Origin of the sequence: Pseudomonas sp. 3-2, from assembly GCF_019710535.1 — a bacterium.
GTDB lineage: Bacteria > Pseudomonadota > Gammaproteobacteria > Pseudomonadales > Pseudomonadaceae > Aquipseudomonas > Aquipseudomonas pharyngis.
The window spans coordinates 590,380-616,064 of record NZ_CP081200.1; the positions used below are offsets into that span (position 1 = coordinate 590,380).

Here is a 25,685-nt window from a genome sequence, read left to right on the forward strand (position 1 = left end):
AGACGCATGCCGCACACGAAAGATGAAATACCCGACGCGCTGTACCGCGCCACGCAGGTGCGGGCACTCGATGCGCGGCTGATCGCTGCCGGCACTCCGGGCTTCGAATTGATGCAGCGTGCGGCCCATGCCACATGGCGCGCGCTGGTTCGACATTGGCCATCTGCTAACGAATTGACGGTGCTGGCAGGGCACGGCAACAACGCGGGTGACGGCTACCTGGTGGCAGCGCTGGCGCGTCGGGCCGGTTGGCAGGTTCGGGTAGTGGCCGTGGGTGATCCGCAGCGATTGCAGGGTGATGCGGCCGTAGCGCATGCCGACGCCGTGGCCGAAGGCGTGGTGATAGCCCCCTGGTATCCTTCCTGCGAGTTGCGCGGAATCGTCGTTGACGGGTTGCTCGGCACCGGTCTGAGCGGTGAGGTGCGTGAGCCTTATGCCTCTGCGATTGCGGCGATCAATGCCAGCGGACTGCCAGTGGTGGCGGTCGATATCCCTTCCGGGTTGTACGCCGACACCGGTCATGCGTTAGGTCATGCGGTGCGCGCTGACCTCACCGTGACCTTCATCGGCCTGAAGCTCGGGCTGTTTACGGGCGCAGCGGCGGATCACGTCGGGGAACTGCTGTTTAACGATCTGCAGGCCTCTGCCGAAACCTTCAGTGACATTCCTGTCGCCGCTCGCCGACTGAACGTGACTAACCTTCCGCGTCTGGCTGCACGTGCGCCAGCTGCGCACAAGGGGCGTTTCGGTCATGTGTTGCTGATCGGCGGCGATCACGGTTTTGGCGGGGCGATCCTGTTGAGCACCGAAAGCGCGCTGCGCAGTGGCGCCGGGATGGTATCGCTGGCGACTCGCCCGGAACATGTACCATCGGCATTGAGCCGGGTGCCGGAAGCCATGGCGTTGGGCGCCTCTTCGGCCAATCAATTGATGGGGCTGCTGGAAAAGGTGTCGGTGCTGGTCGTCGGGCCGGGGCTGGGGCAGGCCGCTTGGGGGCGGGCACTGTTGTCGGCCGCCGCCAATGCAGCGCTGCCGCAGGTGTGGGACGCGGATGCGCTGAACCTGCTGGCCTCAGGTTTTGTCCGTTTGCCCAAGGATTGCGTGATCACGCCGCATCCGGGGGAAGCAGCGCGTTTATTGGGGATCAGTACCGCCGAAGTGCAGGCTGATCGTCCGGCGGCGGCGCTGGAATTGAGCAAAAAATACACAGCGGTGGTGGTGCTCAAGGGGGCGGGCACTTTGATTGCTCATCCCGATGGTCGTCTGGCGCTGTGTCATCAAGGCCATCCGGCGATGGCCACTGCCGGGCTCGGCGATGTGCTGGCGGGCCTGATCGGCGCGTTGCTGGCCCAGGGCATGGACGGTTTTGACGCCGCGAGTCTGGCAGTCTGGCTGCACGCCAACGCCGGTCTGCACCAAGGTAAATTCGGCCGTGGGCTGGCGGCCAGTGATCTGATTCCAGCCATTCGTCAGTTGTTGGAGGAGCATGCACCGTGTCTGAAGTAACCCTGTACCTGGCCGATGAACAGGCCATGAGCGACTTTGGCGCACGCATCGCCCGTATCACCCAGGGCCATGGCCTGATCTTTCTCGAAGGCAACCTCGGGATGGGCAAAACCACGCTGTCGCGGGGCATCATTCGCGGTCTGGGGCATGTGGGAGCGGTGAAAAGTCCGACCTTCACGCTGGTCGAGCCCTACGAGATCGGTGACGTTCGCGCTTTTCACTTCGACCTGTATCGTCTGGTCGATCCGGAGGAACTGGAGTTTCTCGGCATCCGCGACTATTTCGAAGACGACGCCCTGTGCCTGATCGAATGGCCCGATAAAGGTGCAGGCTTTTTGCCAAAGCCTGACCTGACCATTACCATTAGCCCGCAAGACAGCGGACGTTCGCTGACCATTTTATCCCAGGGCTCGCGCGGCGAGGCCTGGTGTGCCGCTTTGGCATTGGAAACCAATTGAATGATGGGGTTAGGTATGCGCTTTCGCGCGTTGGTGGCTGCCGTTGGACTGATGTTGATGGCAGTAACCGTCAACGCTGTGGCCGAGACGAAGGTCAACAGCGTGCGCCTGTGGCGGGCGCCGGACAACACGCGACTGGTGTTCGACCTGACAGGCCCGGTGCAACACAGCGTCTTCACGCTGACTGCGCCGGATCGCCTGGTGATCGATATCAACGGCGCCACCCTCGGCGCGCCGCTCAATGTGCAGACCGCCAATACGCCGATCACTGCGATGCGTTCGGCCCAGCGCACGCCGACCGACCTGCGGGTGGTCATCGACCTGAAAAAAGCGGTCACTCCGAAAAGCTTCTCGCTGGCGCCGAACGCCCAGTATGGCAACCGTCTGGTGGTCGATCTGTTCGACAACCCGGCAGACGCGGCACCACCGCCTGCGTCGACGCCGTCGGTCGCTACCGTACCGGCGGTGCCTGTCACGCCGGCTGAACCTGCGATCAAACTGCCACCGGCCCCGGCCGGCAAGCGCGACATCATCGTGGTCATCGATGCCGGTCACGGCGGTGAAGACCCGGGCGCATCGGGATCTCGCGGCCAGCGCGAAAAAGACGTGGTACTGCAGATCGCCCGCGAGTTGCAGCGTCAGGTCAACGGCATGAAAGGCTTCCGCGCCGAACTGACCCGTACCGGCGACTACTTCATCCCGCTGCGCGGCCGTACCGAGATTGCCCGCAAGAAGGGCGCCGATCTGTTTGTCTCGATCCACGCCGACGCCGCGCCTTCTGCGGCCGCGTTTGGTGCGTCGGTGTTCGCCCTGTCCGATCGTGGCGCCACCTCGGAAACCGCCCGTTGGCTGGCCGACAGCGAAAACCGTTCCGACCTGATCGGCGGTGCCGGCAACGTCAGCCTCGACGACAAGGACCGCATGCTGGCCGGCGTTCTGCTCGACCTGTCGATGACCGCCTCGCTGACCTCCAGCCTCAACGTGGGCCAGAAGGTTCTGACCAATATTGGCCGGGTCACCCCGCTGCACAAGCAGCGCGTGGAACAGGCCGGGTTCATGGTGCTGAAATCGCCGGACATCCCGTCGATCCTGGTGGAAACCGGCTTCATCTCCAACGCCAACGAAGCGAACAAACTCTCGGCAGCGAGCCACCAGCAGGCGCTGGCGCGTTCGATCAGCAGCGGCGTGCGTCAGTTCTTCCAGCAGAATCCGCCACCGGGCACTTACATCGCCTGGCTGCGTGATTCGGGCAAGATCGCTCAGGGGCCGCGTGATCACCGGGTAGGTCCGGGTGAGACCGTGGCGATGATTGCCGTGCGTTATCAGATTTCGCCGGCCACACTGCGTAGCGCCAATAATCTGAAAAGCGATGATCTGAAAGTCGGTCAGCACCTGACCATTCCCGGCACCGAACTGGCGTCCAAAGAATGAATCAGGTCCTGAACACTGCCCGCATTGAACTGCTCAGCCCGCGGCTGGCGAACCAGATCGCCGCCGGTGAGGTGGTCGAACGCCCGGCCTCGGTGATCAAGGAGCTGCTGGAAAACAGCCTCGACTCCGGCGCCAAGCGTATCGACGTCGATGTCGAGCAGGGCGGCGTCAAGCTGCTGCGAGTGCGCGACGACGGCAGCGGTATTTCCGCCGATGACCTGCCGCTGGCCCTGGCCCGTCACGCCACCAGCAAGATCCGTAACCTGGAAGACCTTGAACAGGTGATGAGCCTGGGTTTCCGGGGCGAGGCTTTGGCTTCGATCAGCTCCGTGGCGCGTCTGACCCTGACCTCGCGCACCCGCGACGCCGATCAGGCCTGGCAGGTCGAGACCGAAGGCCGCGACATGGCGCCCCGCGTGCAGCCGGCGGCGCACCCGGTCGGCACTTCGGTGGAAGTCCGTGACCTGTTCTTCAACACCCCGGCGCGACGCAAATTCCTCAAGACTGAAAAAACCGAATTCGATCACCTGCAGGAAGTGATCAAGCGTCTGGCACTGGCGCGTTTCGACGTGGCTTTCCATTTGCGCCACAACGGCAAGACCATCCTCAGCCTGCACGAAGCCCACGATGATGCGGCCCGCGCCCGGCGTGTGGCGGCGATCTGCGGTTCAGGCTTCCTTGAGCAGGCGCTGCCGATCGAGATCGAACGCAATGGCCTGCATTTGTGGGGCTGGGTCGGTCTGCCGACCTTCAACCGCAGTCAGGCGGACTTGCAGTATTTCTTCGTCAACGGCCGTGCGGTGCGCGACAAACTGGTGGCCCACGCGGTGCGCCAGGCTTATCGCGATGTGCTGTTCAACGGCCGGCATCCGACGTTCGCACTGTTTTTCGAGGTCGATCCGGCAGCGGTCGACGTCAACGTGCACCCGACCAAACACGAAGTGCGCTTCCGTGACGGGCGCATGGTGCATGACTTCCTGTATGGCACCTTGCACCGTGCCCTCGGCGATGTGCGGCCGGAAGATCAGCTTGCCGGTTCGGTCACCACCGCGATCGTCCGGCCGACCGGCCTTGAAGCTGGTGAATTCGGGCCGCAGGGCGAAATGCGTCTGGCGGCCAATGCGTTGCTGGAGCAACCGCAGGCGCAACCGGCGTTCAATACCTCGTCGGGCGCCAGCGCTGGCGGCGCTTATCAGTATCAATACACGCCACGTCCGCAATCGACCGTGCCGGTAGCCGAGGCCCAGGCCGCGTACCGCGAGTTTTTTGCGCCGCTGCCCGAGGCCAATGCCAATGCATTGCCAGCCGGTCAGGAAGACATTCCGCCGCTTGGCTACGCGCTGGCTCAGCTCAAGGGCATTTATATTCTGTCCGAGAACGCCCAAGGCCTGGTTTTGGTGGACATGCACGCCGCTCACGAGCGGATCATGTATGAGCGCCTGAAGATCGCCATGGCCAGCGAAGGCCTGAGCGGCCAGCCGCTGCTGGTGCCGGAATCGCTGGCGGTCAGTCAGCGCGAGGCCGATTGCGCCGAAGAACATGCGGCATGGTTCCAGCGCCTCGGTTTTGAATTGCAGCGCCTTGGCCCCGAAACCCTGGCCATCCGGCAGATTCCGGCCCTGCTCAAACAGGCCGAAGCCAACCGACTGGTGGGCGATGTGCTGTCGGACTTGATGGAATACGGCACCAGCGACCGGATTCAGGCGCATCTGAACGAACTGCTCGGCACCATGGCCTGCCACGGCGCGATCCGCGCCAACCGCCGCCTGGCCTTGCCGGAAATGAACGGCCTGCTGCGCGACATGGAAAATACCGAGCGCAGCGGTCAGTGCAACCATGGCCGACCGACCTGGACCCAACTGGGCCTGGACGATCTGGACAAACTGTTCCTGCGCGGTCGTTGATGAGCCAGCTTCCTCCAGCGATTTTCCTGATGGGCCCGACCGCTGCGGGTAAGACCGATCTGGCCATCGAGCTGACCAAGGTGCTGCCGTGCGAGCTGATCAGTGTCGATTCGGCGCTGGTTTATCGCGGCATGGACATCGGCACCGCCAAGCCTTCCAAAGAACTGCTGGCCGAATTCCCTCATCGACTGATCGACATTCTCGATCCGGCCGAAGCTTATTCGGCAGCGGATTTCCGTCGCGATGCGCTGGAGGCCATGGCCGAGATCACCGCACGTGGAAAAATTCCGCTGCTGGTGGGCGGCACGATGCTCTATTACAAGGCTTTGATCGAAGGTCTGGCGGACATGCCGGCGGCCGATCCCGAGGTTCGCGCGCAGATCGAAGAAGAGGCCGCGCGCCTTGGCTGGCAGGCCCTGCACGATCAACTGGCGGTCATCGATCCGGAGTCGGCGGCACGCATCCATCCGAACGATCCACAACGACTGAGTCGTGCGCTGGAAGTTTACCGGGTCAGCGGTCAGAGCATGACTGCGCTGCGCCTGCAACAATCTGCGCAAAGTGCTGAAGCGTCCGCATCGGGACTGCAACAATTGCCCTATACTGTCGCGAACCTGGCGATTGCTCCAACTAATCGGCAGGTATTGCACGAGCGCATTAAACAAAGATTCACAAATATGCTGGAACAGGGATTCATCGACGAGGTCGTAGCCCTGCGTAATAGAAGTGACCTGCATGCCGGGTTGCCGTCTATACGTGCGGTAGGCTACCGCCAGGTCTGGGACTACCTGGATGGCAAGCTGACGTCGGCCGAGATGCAGGAACGGGGCATCATCGCCACGCGCCAATTGGCCAAACGCCAGTTCACCTGGCTGCGCAGCTGGAAAGATTTACACTGGCTCGACAGTCTGGATTGCGACAATCTGCCACGCGCCTTGAAATACCTTGGGACGATCTCCATATTGAGCTGAGTCCTTGCAATTGCCGTCTATCCTTGGGGGTGTGGCGGCAAAAGCCATCTGTTTACCTATTTTTTATATTGAATCCTTAAAGGAGTGCGGCACATGTCAAAAGGGCATTCGCTACAAGACCCTTACTTGAATACTTTACGTAAAGAGAAAGTGGGGGTTTCCATCTACCTGGTGAACGGGATCAAACTGCAAGGCACGATCGAGTCGTTCGACCAGTTCGTTATCCTGCTGAAGAACACCGTCAGCCAGATGGTTTACAAACACGCTATCTCTACAGTCGTGCCGGTTCGTCCAATTCGTCTGCCAAGCGCAACCGAATCCGAAGCAGGTGACGCTGAGCCAGGTAACGCCTGATAGGAGTCTCCTTTGTTCTTTGAGCGCCACGGTGGTGGTGAACGAGTCATCCTCGTTCACTTGGATGGACAGGACCCTGAGGCGCGCGAAGATCCGCAGGAGTTTCAGGAACTGGCAAATTCGGCTGGCGCCGAGACCGTTGCGTTTTTTAACGTGCCGCGTCATCGGCCAACCGCCAAATACCTGATTGGCAGCGGCAAGGTCGAGGAACTGCGCGACCTGGTCCACGCCGAAGAAGCTGATCTGGTGATCTTCAATCACGTCCTCACGCCCAGTCAGGAACGTAACCTCGAACGTGTTTTCGAGTGTCGCGTGATCGACCGTACCGGTCTGATTCTCGATATTTTCGCCCAACGCGCCCGTACCCATGAGGGCAAGCTCCAGGTCGAACTGGCCCAGCTTGACCACATGAGCACCCGGCTGGTTCGCGGCTGGACTCACCTTGAGCGTCAGGGTGGCGGTATCGGCATGCGCGGCCCGGGTGAAACCCAGCTCGAAACCGACCGGCGACTGCTGCGGGTTCGCCTGCGTCAGATCAAGGGCCGGCTGGAGAAAGTGCGCAGCCAGCGCGAACAGTCGCGTCGCGGCCGCTCGCGTGCGGATATCCCTACCGTATCTCTGGTGGGATACACCAACGCCGGTAAATCCACGCTGTTCAATAACGTGACCAAGTCCGACGTGTACGCTGCTGACCAGCTGTTCGCCACGCTCGATCCGACCCTGCGCCGTCTGGATCTGGACGACCTGGGGCCGATTGTCCTGGCCGACACCGTGGGCTTCATCCGCCACTTGCCGCACAAACTGGTCGAGGCATTTCGGTCTACGCTCGAAGAGTCGAGCAACTCCGACCTGCTGTTGCACGTGATCGATGCGGCCGAACCGGATCGCATGTTGCAGATCGAGCAGGTGATGGTGGTGCTGGGCGAGATCGGTGCCCAGGACTTGCCGATCCTCGAGGTCTATAACAAACTCGATTTGCTTGAAGGCGTTGAGCCACAAATCCAGCGCGATGAAAACGGCAAGCCCCAGCGGGTCTGGCTGTCGGCGCGTGATGGCACCGGTCTGGAATTGCTCGAGCAGGCGATTGCCGAGTTGTTGGGCAGTGACCTGTTCGTGGGAACCCTGCGCCTGCCTCAGCGGTTCGCGCGTCTGCGTGCACAGTTCTTCGAGTTGGGCGCGGTACAGAAAGAAGAACACGACGAAGAAGGGGTCAGCTTGCTGGCCGTTCGATTGCCACGCTCGGAGCTCAATCGACTGGTCAGTCGTGAAGGCGTTGTGCCGACGGAGTTCATCGAGCAACACACTTTGCAATAAAAGCCTGGCAAAGCGGTTGTGCCGCAACGGCAGGCATTCTGTAGCATTGGTCGGCGCGCCGTGGGTGCGTCTTTGCTTTATCAGATGGAGAGCGCTATGGCTTGGAATGAGCCGGGTGGCAACTCGAACAATCAGGATCCTTGGGGTGGCAAGCGTCGCAACAACGGCGACCGCAAGGGGCCGCCGGATCTCGACGAGGCCTTCCGAAAGCTGCAGGAAAGCCTGAACGGGTTGTTCGGTGGTGGAAAAAAACGCGGTGATGACGGTGGTGGCTCGGGCAAGAGCGGCGGCTTCGGCGGCCTGCTCGGCATCGGCCTTGTCGTGCTGGCGGCCGTCTGGCTGTACAGCGCGGTGTACGTCGTGGACGAGCAGGAGCAGGCCGTGGTGCTGCGCTTCGGCAAGTACTACGAGACTGTCGGTCCCGGCCTGAACATCTACTTCCCGCCGATCGACAAGAAGTACATGGAGAACGTCACGCGTGAGCGTGCCTACACCAAGCAGGGCCAGATGCTGACCGAAGACGAGAACATCGTCGAAGTGCCGCTGACCGTGCAGTACAAGATCAGCAACCTGCAGGACTTCGTGCTGAACGTCGACCAGCCGGAAATCAGCCTGCAACATGCGACCGACAGTGCGCTGCGCCATGTGGTGGGTTCCACCGCGATGGACCAGGTGCTGACCGAAGGTCGTGAGCTGATGGCCAGCGAGATCAAGGAGCGTCTGCAACGTTTCCTCGATACCTATCGCACCGGTATCACCGTCACCCAGGTCAACGTACAGAGCGCAGCGGCACCGCGTGAAGTGCAGGAAGCCTTCGATGACGTGATCCGCGCCCGTGAAGACGAGCAGCGTTCGCGCAACCAGGCTGAAACCTACGCCAACGGCGTGGTGCCGGAAGCCCGTGGTCAGGCCCAGCGCATCCTTGAAGATGCCAACGGTTACCGTGACGAAACGGTCTCGCGCGCCAAGGGTGAGGCGGATCGCTTCACCAAGCTGGTCGCCGAGTATCGCAAGGCGCCCGAGGTCACTCGCCAGCGTCTGTACCTGGACACCATGCAGGAAGTCTTCAGCAGCACCAGCAAGGTTCTCGTGACCGGCAACAAGAACGGCCAGAGCAACCTGCTTTACCTGCCGCTGGACAAAATGATTCAGAACAGTTCGGGCAGCAATGCACCGGTCACCGGTTCGGCTGCCGCCAGCAACAACACGGACGTCACGCCGCATGTCACTGACGTGCCGCAGTCGCGTACAAGGGAGACCCGCTGATGAGCAATAAATCGCTGATCGCCCTGATCGTTGGCGTTGTCGTGGTACTGGTTGGCTGGAACTGTTTCTACATCGTGGCTCAGACCGAGCGTGCGGTGTTGCTGCAGTTCGGTCGCGTGGTTCAGGCTGATGTTCAGCCAGGTCTGCATGTGAAAGTGCCTTACGTTAACCAGGTGCGTAAATTCGACGCACGTCTGATGACGCTGGATGCACCGACACAGCGCTTCCTGACGCTGGAAAAGAAAGCCGTGATGGTCGATGCCTATGCCAAGTGGCGCGTGAAAGATGCCGAGCGCTTCTACACTGCAACCTCCGGCCTCAAGCAGATTGCCGACGAGCGTCTGTCCCGTCGACTGGAATCGGGTCTGCGTGACCAGTTCGGTAAGCGCACCCTGCACGAAGTCGTGTCCGGTGAGCGTGATGCGCTGATGGCTGACATCACCGCATCGCTGAACAAGATGGCGGAAAAGGAGCTGGGTATCGAAGTGGTCGATGTCCGGGTCAAGGCCATCGATCTGCCGAAAGAAGTGAACCGCAGTGTGTTCGAACGTATGAGCACCGAGCGTGAGCGTGAAGCTCGCGAGCACCGCGCCAAGGGTAACGAGCTGGCCGAAGGCATCCGTGCCGACGCCGATCGTCAACGCCGTGTGCTGCTGGCTGAAGCCTATCGTGAATCCGAAGAGATTCGCGGTGACGGTGATGCCCAGGCCGCTGCGATCTACTCCAAGGCCTACGGCCAGGATCAGGAGTTCTACGGTTTCTACCGTAGCCTGCGTGCCTACCGTGAAAGCTTCGCGAACAAATCCGACGTCCTGGTCCTCGACCCAAGCAGTGACTTCTTCCGTTATCTGGAAAAGTCCAAGCCTTGATACGACGTTGACCTGAATCATTCCGCCCGGCGGCTAATACCTCGGGCGGGGTGATCCTTTGGGAAAACGTGTGTATGATGCGGCAGCCGGGAAATTCCCGGCTTTTTTGCGTCTGCACGTTTGATTGCTGTTTTTGTTGCAGAAGATCGGGTTGAATGGCCCGACAGTTTTTCGAGGAAAGTGATGGGCGAAGCCGGTAACAGGCCTTTCGCCGCGTCGTTCATGCGCGTGCGTTTTGAACGGGCCGGTCATTTTCTGCTTCACTCAAGGCTCGCCCTCGGGCTGGCCGCCCGGATCTAAGGGGAATGGCGTAATGGCAACGGTAGACCGCTGGCTGCTGCCAGATGGCATCGAAGAAGTACTGCCACCGGAAGCGGCGCGCATTGAAGTCGCGCGTCGTCAGGTGTTGGATCTGTTCCAGAGCTGGGGTTACGAGTTTGTCGTGACTCCCCATATCGAGTACCTGGAATCCCTGCTGACCGGCGCGGGCCAGGACCTGGATCTGCGTACCTTCAAGGTCATCGACCCGCAATCGGGCCGGCAGATGGGTTTCCGTGCCGACATCACGCCGCAAGTGGCGCGCATCGATGCGCACACCCTGCGTCGCGAAGGCCCGAGCCGCCTGTGCTACGCCGGCAGCGTGCTGCATGCCCAGCCGCGTGCCTTGTCGTCCTCGCGCAGCCCGATCCAACTGGGCGCCGAGTTGTACGGCGATGCCAGCCCGAGCAGCGACGTTGAAGTCATCAGCCTGATGCTGGCCATGCTGCAACTGGCCGATGTGCCGGACGTGCACATGGACCTCGGGCATGTCGGCATCTACCGCGGTCTGGCCCAGGCGGCCGGTCTGTCGGGTGAAGTCGAGCAGCAGTTGTTCGATGCATTGCAACGCAAGGCCATCGACGAGGTCATTACCCTGACCGAAGGCCTGCCGGCCGATCTGTCCGGCATGTTGCGCGCGCTGGTCGACCTGTGCGGCGGCCGTGAAGTGCTGAGCGCTGCCCGCGAGCGTCTGGCCAATGCGCCGGCGCCGGTACTGGCGGCGCTGGAAGATTTGCTGGCGATCGCCGAGCGTCTGTCGGTGCGCTTCCCGGAGCTGCCGCTGTACTTCGATCTGGGCGAACTGCGCGGTTATCACTACCACACCGGTGTGGTGTTTGCGGTATTCGTGCCGGGTGTTGGCCAGTCCATCGCCCAGGGCGGTCGTTACGACGACATCGGCGCCGACTTCGGTCGCGCCCGTCCGGCCACCGGCTTCTCCACCGATTTGAAAACCCTGGTGACCCTGGGGCGTGCTGAGATCGAGCTACCGTCTGGCGGTATCTGGATGCCTGACAGTACGGATGCGGCACTCTGGCAGCAGGTTTGCCAGTTGCGCAGTGAGGGTCAGCGTGTCGTTCAGGCATTGCCTGGACAACCTTTGGCCGCCGCCCGTGATGCGGACTGCGACCGGCAATTGATCCAGCAGAACGGGCTTTGGCAAGTATCGCCACTGGCTTCTTGAGTTTTCCTGCCGGCTGACGCCGGCACCAAGTTTGCGCGAATGAGGACAAGTGTTATGGGTAAGAATGTCGTAGTCCTGGGCACCCAATGGGGTGATGAGGGCAAAGGCAAGATCGTTGATCTGCTGACCGAACATGCTGCCGCCGTAGTGCGCTACCAGGGTGGCCACAACGCCGGTCACACTCTGGTGATCGACGGTGAAAAAACCGTCTTGCACCTGATCCCTTCGGGCGTGCTGCGCGAAGGCGTGCAGTGCCTGATCGGCAACGGCGTGGTGGTTGCACCTGACGCCCTGCTGCGCGAGATCACCAAGCTGGAAGAGAAAGGCGTACCGGTGCGCGAGCGCCTGCGCATCAGCCCTTCCTGCCCGCTGATCCTGTCCTTCCACGTGGCGCTGGACCAGGCCCGTGAAAAGGCCCGCGGCGAGCTGAAGATCGGTACGACCGGTCGCGGCATCGGCCCGGCTTACGAAGACAAGGTTGCACGTCGCGGTTTGCGTGTTGGCGATCTGCTCAACATGCCGCGCTTTGAAGACAAGCTGCGTGAGCTGGTGGACTACCACAACTTCATGCTGGTCGGTTACTACAAAGAGCCTGCCATCGAGTACGAAAAGACTCTGGCCGAGTGCAAGGAATACGCCGAGCTGCTCAAGCCGCTGATGCTGGACGTGACTGCCGAGCTGCACGACCTGCGTCGCGCCGGCAAAGACATCATGTTCGAAGGCGCCCAGGGTTCGTTGCTCGACATCGACCACGGCACCTACCCGTACGTGACCAGCTCCAACACCACCGCGGGTGGCGTGGCGACCGGTTCGGGCGTTGGCCCGATGTTCCTGGACTACATCCTGGGCATCACCAAGGCTTACACCACTCGCGTAGGTTCGGGCCCATTCCCGACTGAGCTGTTCGACGAAGTCGGTGCGCACCTGGCCAAGCAAGGTCACGAGTTCGGCGCTACCACCGGCCGTGCCCGTCGTTGCGGCTGGTTCGACGCCGTTATCCTGCGTCGTGCTATTGATGTGAACAGCATCTCGGGCATCTGCCTGACCAAGCTGGACGTACTCGACGGCCTGGAAACCATCAACATCTGCACCGGTTACAAAGACGCGCAAGGCAATGCCGTTGCTCCGACTGACGCTGACAGCTACGTGGGCCTGCAGCCTGTGTACGAAGAAGTGCCAGGCTGGAGCGAATCGACCGTGGGCGCCAAGACCCTGGAAGAGCTGCCGGCTAACGCTCGTGCCTACATCAAACGCGTTGAAGAGTTGATCGGCGCGCCGATCGACATTATTTCGACGGGTCCGGACCGCAACGAAACCATCGTTCTGCGTCATCCGTTCGCTTGATAAGTCGTTGATGTAAAAACACAAAGGCCCCTTCATCGGGGCCTTTGTCGTTTATGCCTGTTGGACGGCATGACCTTTGCTGTGATTCTGTCTACAAGAGTGCCATCAAATTAATGGCGTCAGACGTAGAGGGATTCAAAGTGTCAGCCGTTCTCTCACTGTTACAAAGCCGTCTGTTGCGGCCCGTGTTCGTTACCCTTGGTATCGCTCTTTTGGTGCAAGTGCTGGTGGCCGTCGCCCTGACGCGGAGCACCGTCACCGCGCTGGAAGCCGATCTCGGCACTCGCCTGGGCGCCGACAGCCAGAAGTTGTCCGGTGAGCTGGAGCAGGCCGGGCGCGAAGTCACGTCGAGTCTCGACAACCTCTCCTCAAGTACCCGTCAGCGTCTCACCGCCGGTCTTTCCTCGCGTCTGAAGGAAGAGCAGGCGCAGCTGCGTGCGACGTTGGAAAAAGACCTGAAGGATTCGGCCAATGACATGGCCCAACTGCTGGCCTCCGTGGCGCCCCGTGCCATGTGGGACAGCGACGTGCCGACCCTGTCCGAATTCGCCCGCCGGGCCCAGCGTAATCCCAACGTGCTGTTCGTGGTGTATGACGACGCCACCGGCCAGCATCTGACCCGCTACCTTAATCGCGAAAACCCGATCAACAAGGCCCTTTTGGAGAAGGGCCAGGGCGAGCGGGCGCTGGACAAGGTGTTGGATGCGGCGAAGAACGATCCGTCGGTCTACTACCTCGAAGCCTCGATCAACCCCAATGGCGTGGAAATCGGCAAGGTGCTGATGGGTGTCTCGACCGCCTCGGTTGAAACCGATCTGGCGGCGCTCGATCAACGCTTCACGGCGTTGATTGCCAGCAGCGATCAACTGGTCGGTGACAGCCTCAAGGGCGCCGCTGCCGACAGCGCCACCGCCATGCAGGCTCGCCTGCAATCGGCGCAGTCCACAGCTGCCGAGATGAAAGCCAACACCACCAGTACCGTGCAGGATGCTGCTGCAACGCTGCGCTGGCGTATCGGCATGGGCCTGGCGCTGGTGGGGGCCGGGGTGCTGTTGCTGCTGGCGGTGGTGCTCGGTTATCGGGTCGTCAATCGCCTGAAAATGCTCAACGCCGCCATGGATGACCTGGCCGCAGGCGAGGGTGATCTGACCAAACGTGTGCAGATCAACAGCAAGGACGAAATCGGCGACATGGCCTCGGCGGTCAACCGCTTTGTGGACAAGTTGCAGCCGATCGTGCGCGAGGCCGGGGATGTGGCTCAGCGCACCGGTGTGGAAATCGGCGCCATGACCCTGCGCAACGCCGGGGCCGACGCAGCGGCCGGGATGCAGCGTGATGAAGTGGCCGAAAGCCTGCGAGCGCTGTCGCAAATGGCCGATGAGGCTCAGTCGGAAAGCCATGCGATGCAGGCGGCGTTGAAGCAGGTGGTGGATATTCGTCAGGCCACCGACGAGAACACTCGCACCTCGGCCAGGGTCGGCAGCTTGATCGAGGCGCTGGCGGGGCAGGTCGATACCGGGGCGAAAGTCATTGAGCGGCTGGCACAGCAGAGCGAGCAGATTGAAGTGGTGCTGACCGTGATTCACGGCATCGCCGAGCAAACCAACCTGCTGGCGCTCAACGCGGCCATCGAAGCGGCCCGTGCCGGCGAGACCGGTCGCGGGTTTGCAGTGGTGGCGGATGAAGTCCGGGCGCTGGCGAGCAAGACCCAAAGCTCCACCGGCGACATTCAGGCGCACATCGTGGCCCTGCAGCAGGGCGCCCGTGAGGCGGTCGAGGCGATTGGTCAGGCTGGGCGTCAAGCGAGCGAAGGTTTGCTGGTGCTGCGTGACAGCGCGCGACTGCAGCAGTCGGTGCAGGCGTCGGTCGAGCAGGTGCATGCGGCGATTGGCCTGGCGACTCAGGCAGCGGCGCATCAGGCGCAGGGCGCGCAGGCTGTGCGTGGGCGGGTCGAAACGATTCATGCCCAGGCCGAAAAAGCTGCACAGGCGGTGGTCGAGACCACGGCCAGCGGCAAGGTGCTGGATGGTCTGGCGGCGCAGCTCAAGGCCAGTCTGGGGCAGTTCCGGGCCTGATAGTGCGAGCAAAAAAAATCGCAGCTTCGGCTGCGATTTTTTTATCGGCTCAAATACATCCGGGTTGTCAGCAGGTAGACGGGCAATCCCGACACCACAATCAACAACGCCGCATAAGGCGCTGCGGCTGCGAACTCGACATTTGCGGTATGCGCCCAGACTTCAGTCGCCAATGTGTTGAGCCCGGTCGGACTCAGCAGCAATGTAGCCGTCAGTTCTTTCATGGCATCCAGAAACACCAGCGCAAAGGCTGCGCCCAGTGCCGGGAAGATGATCGGTAAAGTCACCCGACAGAACGCCGTGAACGAGGAGGCGCCGAGGGTGCGGGCGGCTTCTTCGAGTTGCGGCGCGGCCTTGTTCAACGCCGTGCGGATCGGCGCCTGAGCCAGCGGCAGAAACAGCAGTGCATACGCAATCAGCAATAACGCGGAGGTCTGGTACAGCGCCGGCACGTAATGCAGGGCGAAATACACCAGCGTCAACGCGATTACCAATCCCGGCAGGGCGTGCAGCAGATAGGGCAGGCGTTCGGCCCAGATCGCCAGTTGGCCTTTGTAGCGCACCACCAGCAATCCGACCGGCACTGCCAGCACCAGACACAATCCAGCGCCACCCAGCGATAGCGCCAATGAAGACAGCAAGGCTTCAGTGATCGCCGCAACCGGGAATGCCGCTGACGATCCCACGGCGAGCCAGTAGGCCAGCATGCCCAGCGGAATCCCGCTGCCGACAATCGCCAGCATCAGGCAATACAGCTGACCGGCGATCGCCCAAGGTCCCAGTCGCACTTGTTCAGCCCGACGCGCCGCACCTTGGCCGGTACGTACATGTCGTCCCTTGCCGCGCACCCGCAACTCCAGCCACAACAGCATCAGGCACAGCGCCAGCAATACCGCCGACAGCATCGCCGCGTTGGCATTGCTGAATTCCAGTTCGAATTGCTGATAGATCGCGGTGGTGAAAGTTTGCAGGCCGATGATCGACAGTGCGCCGAATTCCACCAGCATGTGCAGCGCAATCAGCAGCGAACCGGCCAGCAAGGAAGGCCAGAGCAGGGGCAGGGTGACGCGGAAAAACACGCCCCAGCGATTCTGTCCCAAGGTGCGAGCCGACTCTTCAAGGGATGGATCAAGATTGCGCAGCGTGGCGGCCACCGGCAGAAAGATCAGCGGATATTTCGACAGGCTCATTACCAGAATGGCCCCGCCGAGTCCTTCGAACTGCGCGCTGAGCGAAACCCAGGTGAAGCTGCTGACAAACGCCGGCACCGCGAACGGCAGGCAAAGAATCACGCCCCACAGCCGTCGGCCCGGCAGATTGCTGCGCTCCAGCAGCCACGCCAGCGACAGGCCGATCACGCCGCAAGTCACGGTCACGCCAACCATCAGCGCCAGCGTGTTGCGCAGCAGGCCGAACACATACGGGCGCCACAGCAAGTGCAGCGCCTCGGACCAGCCCGCCTGCCAGGCTTTGATCCCGACGTAGGCCAGCGGCAACAGGCTCATGATCACCAGCAGCAAAACCGGCAGCACCAGCCAGATCGACGGCCGTTTGCGCCGTGGTACGTAACCCCCGCGTGTAGCGGGGGCGGATAACGATGCGGTCATCAGTTCAGGCCAACTTCGCGTTCCAGCTCCAGCGCCTCTTCGGCATTACCCAGATCGGCCGGCGTGACATCCGGCGCTTCCAGTTCGCTGAACGGCTTGAGGCCGCGATCCGACTCCATGCCTTTGTGCAGCGGGTATTCGGCGGTGGTCTGGGTGATCACGCGCTGGCCTTCTTCGCTGGCCATGTAGGCGAGAAATTGCTGGGCTTCTTTTGGGTGTTTGCTGGATTTCAGCACGGCTGCGCTGGACACGGTGATCAGGCCACCCACATCGCCGCCGGTGAAGTAATGCAGTTTGGAATCAAGCTTGCCTTTCTCCCGCTGCAGGGCGAACCAGTAGTAGTTGTTCACCAGCACGGTGGCGACTTCGCCGTTTTCCACCGCCTTGAGGGCGACCATGTTATTGCTGTAGGTCTTGCCGAAGGCGCGCAGGCCGGTCAGCCATTCTTCGGCGGCTTCGCGACCGTGCTTTTTGATGATGGCCACGGCCTGTTCCTGGAACGCGCCGCTGGTCGGGACGAAGCCGACCTTGCCTTGCCACTGCGGATCGGCGAAGTCCAGCACCGATTTGGGCAGATCTTTTTCGTCGATCAGTTTCGGGTTGAAGGCCACCACGCGAACCCGGGCGGTGACGCCGATCCAGGTGCCGTTGCCGGCGACGTATTTTTTCGGCAGAACGGCCAGGGTCGCATCGTCAGCCTTGGCCAGCAGGCCTTGCTCGCCGAGGTTGTTCAGCGGCGGGGATTCTTCGGTGTAGATGACGTCGGCAGGTGAGCGGTCGCCTTCTTCGATGATCTGGCTGGCGAGCTGGTTGCTGCTACCCTTGCGCACATTGACGTGAATGCCGGTCTTGGCTTCGAAAGCTTTGGCGATCGCGTCGCCGACTTCCTTGTGTTGACCGTTGTAGAGCGTCAGGGAAACCGTGTCGGCAGCCTGGGCGAGGGGAGTGGCGAGGGCCAGGCCGAGCAGGGTGAAGGTCAAGCCGCGGCGTAGGGTATTTCGAAACATCATTCGCAGGGTTCCTCACTGTCGCATTGCAAAAACTTGCAACAATGATAAACGATATTGTTTCTCAAGTGCGCCTTGCAGGGGAGGGGTGGGTCTGATAGGCGTTGGGATTCAGGTTTTCCAAACCCCGGAAACGCAAAAACCCGCTTTCGCGGGTTTTTGTGAGATTCAAGATCGTGACCTTGAATTTGAATTGGTGCCCAGAAGAAGACTCGAACTTCCACGACCGTAAGGTCACCAGCACCTGAAGCTGGCGTGTCTACCAATTTCACCATCTGGGCTTCATCTTCAGCGTCGCCGCTGTTGATGTGGCGCACTATACGGAGCGCCTTTTGATCTGTAAACCCCTGATTTGATTTTAATAAATCAATTTCAGAAAAAGCGGGGCGCAGAATGCAAAAAACCCGCTTTCGCGGGTTTTTGTGTGAGTCTTGAAACTGATCTAGTCTCAAACTCGAAATTGGTGCCCAGGAGAAGACTCGAACTTCCACGACCGTAAGGTCACCAGCACCTGAAGCTGGCGTGTCTACCAATTTCACCACCTGGGCATCTCGTCAACGTGTGTACGTCGTCGATGGCGCGCACTATACGGAGCGACTTTTTAACTGTAAACCCCTGCCGGCAAAAAAAATGATTTTTTTTACCAGCGGTGTTCAAAACGGCTTTCGAACGTCGATAGAGGGCTTTAGAAAGGCCTTTATAGTCTGAAATTTCCCGTTTGATGGCGCCTATGCCAAACTAACCCGCATATAGACAAGGTGAAAACTCTCTAATGGCCGATTGGCAGTCCCTCGATCCCGAGGCCGCTCGTGAAGCGGAAAAATATGAAAACCCTATTCCCAGCCGCGAACTGATTCTTCAGCACCTTGCTGATCGAGGTTCGCCTGCTGCCCGCGAGCAACTGGTCGAAGAGTTTGGTCTGACCACAGAAGACCAGATCGAAGCCCTGCGCCGCCGCCTGCGCGCCATGGAGCGCGACGCTCAACTGATCTATACCCGCCGTGGCACGTATGCGCCGGTGGACAAGCTCGACTTGATCCTCGGTCGCATCAGCGGTCATCGCGACGGCTTCGGCTTCCTGGTGCCGGATGATGGCTCCGACGACCTGTTCATGAGCCCGGCGCAAATGCGTCTGGTGTTCGACGGCGACCGTGCCCTGGCCCGTGTCTCCGGCCTGGACCGTCGCGGTCGTCGCGAAGGCGTGATCGTCGAAGTGGTGTCCCGTGCCCACGAAAGCATCGTCGGCCGCTACTTCGAAGAAGGCGGTATCGGCTTCGTCGTCGCGGACAACCCGAAGATCCAGCAGGAAGTGCTGGTGACGCCGGGCCGTAACGCCAACGCCCAGATCGGTCAGTTCGTCGAGGTGAAAATCACTCACTGGCCGACGCCGCGCTTCCAGCCGCAAGGTGATGTGATCGAAGTGGTCGGCAACTACATGGCGCCGGGCATGGAAATCGATGTCGCCCTGCGCACCTACGACATTCCGCACGTCTGGCCTGAAGCCGTTCTGAAGGAAGCCGGCAAGCTCAAGCCGGAAGTCGAAGAAAAAGACAAAGAGAAGCGCGTCGACCTGCGCCATCTGCCGTTCGTCACCATCGACGGCGAAGATGCCCGCGACTTCGACGACGCGGTCTACTGCGAAGCCAAGCCGGGCAAACTGCGCCTGTTCTCCGGCGGCTGGAAGTTGTACGTGGCGATTGCCGACGTTTCCAGCTATGTGAAGATCGGTTCGGCTCTGGACAACGAAGCCCAGGTGCGCGGCAACTCGGTGTACTTCCCCGAGCGCGTGGTGCCGATGCTCCCGGAGCAGTTGTCCAACGGCCTGTGCTCGCTGAATCCGCATGTCGACCGTCTGGCCATGGTTTGCGAGATGACCATCTCCAAGTCCGGCGAAATGACCGACTACTGCTTCTATGAAGCAGTGATCCATTCCCACGCCCGTCTGACCTATAACAAGGTCAGCGCGATGCTGGAAACGCCGAAAGCGACAGAAGGGCGCAAGCTGCGCGGTGAATACACCGACGTCTTGCCGCACCTCAAGCAACTCTACGCGCTGTACAAGGTATTGCTGGCTGCCCGTCATGTACGTGGCGCGATCGATTTCGAAACGCAGGAAACCCGGATCATCTTCGGTTCCGAGCGCAAGATTGCCGAAATCCGTCCGACCACCCGTAACGACGCGCACAAGCTGATCGAGGAATGCATGCTGGCGGCCAACGTGGCCACCGCCGAATTCCTGAAGAAGCACGAGATCCCTGCGCTGTACCGTGTCCACGACGGCCCGCCTCCGGAGCGTCTGGAAAAACTGCGCGCGTTCTTGGGTGAACTCGGTCTGTCCCTGCACAAAGGCAAGGATGGCCCGTCGCCGAAGGACTATCAGGCCCTGTTGGCCAGCATCAAGGACCGTCCGGATTTCCACCTGATCCAGACCGTGATGCTGCGCTCCCTGAGCCAGGCGGTGTACAGCGCCCAGAACGAAGGCCACTTCGGCCTGAATTACGAAGCCTATACCCACTTCACCTCGCCGATCCGTCGTTACCCGGACCTGCTCACGCACCGGGCGATCCGCAGCGTGATCCATTCGAAACAGGACACCCCGCACGTTCGCCGTGCCGGTGCGATGACCATTCCGAAGGCGCGCATCTATCCGTACGACGAAGCAGCGCTGGAGCAACTCGGCGAGCAGTGCTCGATGAGCGAGCGCCGTGCCGACGAAGCGACCCGCGACGTGGTGAACTGGCTCAAGTGCGAGTTCATGAAAGACCGCGTGGGCGAATCGTTCCCGGGCGTGATCACTGCCGTGACCGGTTTCGGGCTGTTCGTCGAACTGACCGATATTTACGTCGAAGGTCTGGTGCACGTTACGGCGTTGCCGGGTGACTACTACCACTTCGACCCTGTGCACCACCGCCTGGCGGGTGAGCGCACCGGTCGCAGCTTCCGTCTTGGCGATACCGTTGAAGTGCGCGTCATGCGCGTCGATCTCGACGAGCGCAAGATCGACTTCGAGATGGCTGAAAAAACCATCAGCGCGCCGATCGGCCGCAAGAAGCGTGGCGCCGAGACGACCACTCCTGCAGCCAAGGTTGTGGAAGAAAAGGCTCCGGCAAAAACCGCCAGCCGTCGTCCGGCCAAGGAGAAGGCTGTCGAGGCCTATCGTCCGAGCGATGCCGTGGCGAAAAACGCCGAGCTGCGCAAAAGCCGTGAATTGAAGAAGGCCTTGCTGGCCGATGCCAAAAACGGTGGTAAAGCGGCGTCCGGGGGAAAGGCCGGACGGTCGGCGCCTGACAAGGCTTCCGGCGGCAAGCCAGCCAAACCGAGCAAACACCGTAAAGGCCCGCCGAAAGCGGGTTCCGCTCCAGCCAAAAGTGGCGGGGCGCGTAAACCGAAGGCGAAGTCATGAGTCAGTTGGAAAAAATCTACGGCGTTCACGCGGTAGAAGCGTTGCTGCGTCACCACCCTAAACGCGTCAAGCAGATCTGGCTGGCCGAGAGTCGCAACGATCCGCGCGTGCAAACGCTGATCGAGTTGGCCAACGAAAACCGGGTCCAGATCGGTCAGGCCGAGCGCCGCGAAATGGACGCCTGGGTTGAAGGCGTGCACCAGGGCGTGGTGGCGGACGTCAGTCCGAGCCAGGTCTGGGGCGAGGCGATGCTCGACGAGCTGCTCGATCGCACCGAAGGCGCGCCGCTGTTGCTGGTGCTCGACGGCGTGACCGACCCGCACAACCTCGGCGCCTGCCTGCGTTCGGCGGACGCTGCCGGTGCGCTGGCGGTCATCGTGCCGAAAGACAAGTCGGCCACCCTGACGCCTGTCGTACGTAAAGTGGCTTGCGGCGCGGCGGAAGTGATCCCGCTGGTAGCTGTCACCAACCTTGCGCGCACCCTGGAAAAACTCCAGCAGCGTGGGTTATGGATTGTTGGTACGGCGGGTGAGGCCGAAGTCAGCATCTATGACCAGGACCTGACCGGCCCAACCATCCTGATCATGGGTGCCGAAGGCAAAGGCATGCGCCGCCTGACCCGCGAGCATTGCGATTACCTGGTGCACTTGCCGATGGCCGGTAGCGTCAGCAGTCTCAATGTCTCGGTTGCGACCGGCGTGTGCCTGTTCGAAGCCCAGCGTCAGCGCGGTGCCAAGGCCAAGGCGGCTGCCAAAAAGGCTTAAGCCTCACGGCGTCATAAATGTGGGAGCGAGCCTGCTCGCGAAGCGGAGTTACATTCAGCATCATTGTTGGATGTTAAGCCGCCATCGCGAGCAGGCTCGCTCCCACAGTGTTTTCTGGTGTGGCAGAAAGTGTGACTGTTCAAATAATCACCAATTGCCTTGCACCTCTTCAGTCCCTTCTCTACAATTGCGCCCCTTGCTGTGGCGGCAGGCATGCATGTGCCCCGCGCCAGCAAGTCCATAAGTGTCATTCACTCCTTGTCTGACCGTTTTTGAGCGGCAGGCTACAACCCGTAAGGAGCATTCATGCGTCATTACGAAATCATCTTTCTGGTCCACCCTGACCAGAGCGAGCAAGTCGGCGGCATGGTTGAGCGTTACACCAAGCTGATCGAAGAAGACGGCGGCAAAATCCACCGTCTGGAAGACTGGGGCCGTCGTCAACTGGCCTACGCAATCAACAATGTTCACAAGGCTCACTACGTGATGCTGAACGTTGAGTGCACTGGCAAGGCCCTGGCCGAGCTGGAAGACAACTTCCGCTACAACGATGCTGTGATCCGTAACCTGGTCATCCGTCGCGACGAAGCCGTTACCGGCCAGTCCGAGATGCTCAAGGCTGAAGAAAACCGCAGTGAGCGCCGTGAGCGTCGCGAACGTCCTGAGCACGATGGCAGCGCCGATGGCGATGACAGCGATAGCGACAGCGACAACAGCGATAACGCTGACGAGTAATCCACGGACCTTTTAAGGAGCCTATCAAATGGCACGTTTCTTCCGTCGTCGTAAATTTTGCCGCTTCACCGCTGAAGACGTGAAGGAGATCGACTACAAAGATCTCAACACTCTGAAAGCCTACGTATCCGAGACCGGCAAAATCGTTCCAAGCCGCATCACCGGTACCAAAGCTCGTTATCAGCGTCAGCTGGCCACCGCTATCAAGCGCGCCCGCTTCCTGGCCCTGCTGGCCTACACCGACAGCCACGGCCGCTGAGACCGGGCAGTCGACAAGTAGCAAAGGATTGAATGCATGCGTGCCTTAGCTGAGTTCATCATGCGCGGCCGTATGCAGGCCACTCTCGTAGTGGCCGGGTGTGCAACATTGCCGTTGTTGTATTGGTTGGGTGCTGCCGCCGGGAGCCTTGTGCTTCTGCGGCGCGGATTGGCCGACGCCCTGGGCGTCGTGTCGCTGGGACTGCTGCCAGCATTGATCTGGTGGTTGTATGCCGATGACCCACGGGCACTTCTGGTGCTGCTGGGGTCTTCGGGGCTTGCGCTGGTATTGCGCGCAAGCGAGTCCTGGGTCCGTACGCTGCTGGTCAGCGTAGCAATGGGGCTGGTGTTTTCAGTGGTGCTCGGGGCGGTGTTCGCGCCCCAGATCGAGATGCTGGCGCAGGCCTTGGTAAAGGTCATGCCCGCGCTTCTCGGCGATGCCTACCAACAATTGTCGGTAGACGAGCAGGCGCGTTTCGCGTCGCTGATCGCACCGGTCCTGACCGGCCTGATTGCGGCCTTGTTGCAGATCGTCAGCGTGCTGAGCCTGATTGTCGGGCGTTATTGGCAGGCGTTGTTATACAACCCGGGTGGTTTTGGTCGCGAGTTTCGCGCCATCCGGATCCCGCTGGGACCGGCGATGTTGCTGCTGGCGTTGATGCTTCTGGGCCCGAATCTCGGTGCACAGATGGCCATGTTGACGCCGTTGTGCAGTGTGCCGCTGGTGTTCGCCGGGCTGGCCCTGATTCACGGGCTGGTGGCGCAAAGGCGACTGGCCGGTTTCTGGCTGGTGGGGTTGTACGTGACGCTGTTGCTGTTCATGCAGCTGATCTATCCGTTGCTCGTGGTTCTGGCCATTGTCGACAGCCTGATTGATTTTCGCGGTCGGGTGTCGAAAGACACCGATAACGCGAACGGTGAAGGTTAAAAGTTAAGAGGATTTCCACATGCAACTGATCCTTCTGGAAAAAATCGCCAACCTGGGCAACCTGGGCGACAAAGTAAACGTTAAGGCCGGTTACGGCCGTAACTACCTGCTGCCTTTCGGCAAAGCCACCGCTGCGACCGCTGCCAACCTGGCTGCGTTCGAAGAGCGTCGCGCTGAGCTGGAAAAAGCCGCCGCAGACCGTAAGGCATCGGCTGAAAGCCGTGCTGCCCAACTGGCCGAGCTGGAAGTGACCATCACTGCCACCGCTGGCGACGAAGGCAAGCTGTTCGGTTCGATCGGTACTCACGACATCGCTGACGCACTGACCGCCTCCGGCGTTGAAGTGGCGAAAAGCGAAGTTCGTCTGCCGAACGGCACCATCCGCAACGTGGGTGAATTCGACGTGGCTGTGCACCTGCACGCCGAAGTTGAAGCCACCGTGCGCGTTGTCGTGGTAGCAGCTTAAGCAACACCCTGATCGACTGGCGGCCTGTCCGTCAGACGGTTAACATCGGGCACGATCCTGTTTACAGGTCGTGCCCTTTGTCTTTCTGCACTCCCTGCTTTTCCTGATTAAAAAGTGGCCATGAACGAAATCTCCGCTCCCGAGCAATACGATCTGCAAACCGCTGCGCTGAAGGTGCCGCCGCATTCCATCGAGGCCGAACAGGCCGTGCTCGGTGGTCTGATGCTGGACAACAACGCCTGGGAACGCGTGCTCGATCAAGTCTCCGACGGCGATTTCTACCGACATGACCACCGTCTGATTTTCCGTGCGATCGCCAAACTGGCCGATCAGAACTTGCCGATCGACGTCGTGACCCTTGCCGAGCAACTGGACAAGGAAGGACAGACCTCGCAAGTCGGCGGCCTCGGTTACCTGGGCGAACTGGCGAAAAACACGCCGTCCGTCGCCAACATCAAGGCCTATGCGCAGATCGTCCGCCAGCGTGCGACGTTGCGTCAGTTGATCGGTATCAGCACGGAAATTGCCGACAGCGCCTTCAACCCTGAAGGTCGCACCGCCGAGGAAATCCTCGACGAAGCCGAGCGGCAGATCTTCGCGATTGCCGAAGCCCGGCCGAAAACCGGCGGCCCGGTGGGGGTGAATGACCTGTTGACCAAGGCCATCGACCGCATCGATACCCTGTTCAACACCGCCGACTCGATCACCGGCCTGTCCACCGGCTACACCGACCTCGACGAGAAAACCAGCGGACTGCAACCGGCCGACTTGATCATCGTCGCCGGCCGTCCTTCGATGGGTAAGACGACTTTCGCGATGAACCTGGTGGAAAACGCCGTGTTGCGCAGCGACAAGGTCGTGCTGGTGTACTCCCTCGAGATGCCAGGCGAATCGCTGATCATGCGTATGCTGTCGTCCCTCGGTCGTATCGACCAGACCAAGGTGCGTTCCGGCCAACTGGAAGACGACGACTGGCCGCGCCTGACCTCGGCGGTCAACCTGCTCAACGACCGCAAGCTGTTCATCGATGACACCGCCGGCATCAGCCCGTCGGAGATGCGTGCCCGAACCCGGCGTCTGGTGCGCGAGCACGGCGACATCGGCCTGATCATGATCGACTACCTGCAGCTGATGCAGATCCCGGGTTCCAGCGGCGACAACCGGACCAACGAGATTTCCGAGATCTCCCGATCCCTGAAAGCCCTGGCCAAGGAATTCAACTGCCCGGTAGTCGCCCTGTCGCAGCTCAACCGTTCCCTGGAACAGCGTCCCAACAAGCGTCCGGTGAACTCCGACTTGCGGGAATCCGGAGCGATCGAGCAGGACGCCGACGTGATCATGTTCGTGTACCGGGACGAGGTGTATCACCCGGAAACCGAACACAAGGGCATCGCCGAAATCATCATCGGCAAGCAGCGGAACGGCCCGATCGGCTTCATCCGCCTGGCCTTCATCGGCAAGTACACGCGTTTCGAAAACCTCGCGCCGGGCAGTTACAACTTCGACGACGACGAGTAACGCAAC

21 protein-coding genes and 2 tRNA genes are annotated in these 25,685 nt (G+C 60.9%); 19 read left to right on the forward strand and 4 right to left on the reverse strand.

Features of this window, described 5'->3' with window-relative positions; translation table 11 throughout:
• The first annotated feature begins 6 nt into the window (after positions 1-6).
• From K3819_RS02580 to K3819_RS02635, 12 genes are all read left to right on the forward strand, one after another.
• On the forward strand, positions 7-1,506 hold the full coding sequence (locus tag K3819_RS02580; protein WP_221398575.1) for an NAD(P)H-hydrate dehydratase: 1,500 nt from the start codon (positions 7-9) through the stop codon (positions 1,504-1,506).
• Positions 1,494-1,964, forward strand: a complete 471-nt coding sequence (gene tsaE, locus K3819_RS02585; protein WP_007950729.1) for a tRNA (adenosine(37)-N6)-threonylcarbamoyltransferase complex ATPase subunit type 1 TsaE — start codon at positions 1,494-1,496, stop codon at positions 1,962-1,964. Before K3819_RS02580 ends, tsaE begins: the two co-directional genes overlap by 13 nt.
• The gene (locus tag K3819_RS02590) at positions 1,965-3,395 is read left to right on the forward strand and encodes an N-acetylmuramoyl-L-alanine amidase (RefSeq protein ID WP_311736305.1); all 1,431 of its coding nucleotides are present in this window, start codon (positions 1,965-1,967) and stop codon (positions 3,393-3,395) included.
• Positions 3,392-5,299: a DNA mismatch repair endonuclease MutL gene (gene mutL / locus K3819_RS02595; RefSeq protein ID WP_221398576.1), complete on the forward strand. Its 1,908-nt coding sequence runs from the start codon at positions 3,392-3,394 to the stop codon at positions 5,297-5,299. Before K3819_RS02590 ends, mutL begins: the two co-directional genes overlap by 4 nt.
• Complete coding sequence (gene miaA, locus K3819_RS02600) at positions 5,299-6,270, forward strand: tRNA (adenosine(37)-N6)-dimethylallyltransferase MiaA (protein ID WP_085648069.1); 972 nt, start codon at positions 5,299-5,301, stop codon at positions 6,268-6,270. Before mutL ends, miaA begins: the two co-directional genes overlap by 1 nt.
• A 93-nt stretch (positions 6,271-6,363) precedes the next feature.
• Entirely contained in the window at positions 6,364-6,624 is a 261-nt protein-coding gene (gene hfq, locus K3819_RS02605) for an RNA chaperone Hfq (protein WP_007902656.1), read from the forward strand.
• Between the two features lie 12 nt (positions 6,625-6,636).
• Positions 6,637-7,938: a ribosome rescue GTPase HflX gene (gene hflX / locus K3819_RS02610; RefSeq protein WP_007950725.1), complete on the forward strand. Its 1,302-nt coding sequence runs from the start codon at positions 6,637-6,639 to the stop codon at positions 7,936-7,938.
• 96 nt (positions 7,939-8,034) lie between these two features.
• Positions 8,035-9,204, forward strand: coding sequence for an FtsH protease activity modulator HflK (gene hflK, locus K3819_RS02615; RefSeq protein ID WP_039766653.1), 1,170 nt, complete (start codon positions 8,035-8,037; stop codon positions 9,202-9,204).
• The gene (gene hflC, locus K3819_RS02620) at positions 9,204-10,073 is read left to right on the forward strand and encodes a protease modulator HflC (protein ID WP_007950723.1); all 870 of its coding nucleotides are present in this window, start codon (positions 9,204-9,206) and stop codon (positions 10,071-10,073) included. Before hflK ends, hflC begins: the two co-directional genes overlap by 1 nt.
• 313 nt (positions 10,074-10,386) lie before the next feature.
• Positions 10,387-11,574, forward strand: coding sequence for an ATP phosphoribosyltransferase regulatory subunit (locus K3819_RS02625; RefSeq protein WP_011332186.1), 1,188 nt, complete (start codon positions 10,387-10,389; stop codon positions 11,572-11,574).
• A gap of 54 nt (positions 11,575-11,628) precedes the next feature.
• The gene (locus K3819_RS02630) at positions 11,629-12,918 is read left to right on the forward strand and encodes an adenylosuccinate synthase (protein ID WP_064379102.1); all 1,290 of its coding nucleotides are present in this window, start codon (positions 11,629-11,631) and stop codon (positions 12,916-12,918) included.
• A 140-nt stretch (positions 12,919-13,058) separates the two neighbouring features.
• Positions 13,059-14,993: a methyl-accepting chemotaxis protein gene (locus tag K3819_RS02635; RefSeq protein WP_221398577.1), complete on the forward strand. Its 1,935-nt coding sequence runs from the start codon at positions 13,059-13,061 to the stop codon at positions 14,991-14,993.
• Between the two features lie 41 nt (positions 14,994-15,034).
• Here K3819_RS02635 and K3819_RS02640 read toward each other — a convergent pair whose 3' ends face one another.
• The 4 genes from K3819_RS02640 to K3819_RS02655 form a co-directional block, all read right to left on the reverse strand.
• The gene (locus K3819_RS02640) at positions 15,035-16,600 is read right to left on the reverse strand and encodes an iron ABC transporter permease (protein ID WP_221398578.1); all 1,566 of its coding nucleotides are present in this window, start codon (positions 16,598-16,600) and stop codon (positions 15,035-15,037) included.
• Entirely contained in the window at positions 16,600-17,610 is a 1,011-nt protein-coding gene (locus K3819_RS02645) for an extracellular solute-binding protein (RefSeq protein WP_221398579.1), read from the reverse strand. Before K3819_RS02645 ends, K3819_RS02640 begins: the two co-directional genes overlap by 1 nt.
• Before the next feature lie 191 nt (positions 17,611-17,801).
• Positions 17,802-17,888 (reverse strand) — tRNA-Leu (locus K3819_RS02650).
• Positions 17,889-18,068: 180 nt separating this feature from the next.
• A tRNA-Leu gene (locus K3819_RS02655) sits at positions 18,069-18,155 on the reverse strand.
• Between the two features lie 224 nt (positions 18,156-18,379).
• Between K3819_RS02655 and rnr the strand changes: the two genes are divergently transcribed.
• The 7 genes from rnr to dnaB all read left to right on the forward strand — a co-directional run bounded on the left by rnr (position 18,380) and on the right by dnaB (position 25,679).
• On the forward strand, positions 18,380-21,010 hold the full coding sequence (rnr, locus tag K3819_RS02660; RefSeq protein WP_064593109.1) for a ribonuclease R: 2,631 nt from the start codon (positions 18,380-18,382) through the stop codon (positions 21,008-21,010).
• A complete protein-coding gene (gene rlmB / locus K3819_RS02665) occupies positions 21,007-21,774 on the forward strand; it encodes a 23S rRNA (guanosine(2251)-2'-O)-methyltransferase RlmB (protein WP_007950704.1) in 768 nt (255 codons plus the stop codon). The genes rnr and rlmB overlap by 4 nt, the downstream gene beginning before the upstream one ends.
• A gap of 306 nt (positions 21,775-22,080) precedes the next feature.
• Positions 22,081-22,509 carry a 30S ribosomal protein S6 gene (gene rpsF / locus K3819_RS02670; protein ID WP_007950702.1) on the forward strand — a complete coding sequence of 143 codons (429 nt, stop codon included), beginning with the start codon at positions 22,081-22,083 and terminating at the stop codon, positions 22,507-22,509.
• A 28-nt stretch (positions 22,510-22,537) separates the two neighbouring features.
• Positions 22,538-22,768 (forward strand): 30S ribosomal protein S18, encoded by a 231-nt coding sequence (gene rpsR / locus K3819_RS02675; RefSeq protein WP_002551829.1) that lies wholly within the window; start codon positions 22,538-22,540, stop codon positions 22,766-22,768.
• 36 nt (positions 22,769-22,804) lie between these two features.
• Complete coding sequence (locus tag K3819_RS02680; protein ID WP_064593113.1) at positions 22,805-23,695, forward strand: hypothetical protein; 891 nt, start codon at positions 22,805-22,807, stop codon at positions 23,693-23,695.
• A gap of 19 nt (positions 23,696-23,714) precedes the next feature.
• A complete protein-coding gene (rplI, locus tag K3819_RS02685; protein WP_003186385.1) occupies positions 23,715-24,161 on the forward strand; it encodes a 50S ribosomal protein L9 in 447 nt (148 codons plus the stop codon).
• A gap of 120 nt (positions 24,162-24,281) precedes the next feature.
• On the forward strand, positions 24,282-25,679 hold the full coding sequence (gene dnaB, locus K3819_RS02690; protein WP_011332193.1) for a replicative DNA helicase: 1,398 nt from the start codon (positions 24,282-24,284) through the stop codon (positions 25,677-25,679).
• Positions 25,680-25,685: the final 6 nt, after the last annotated feature.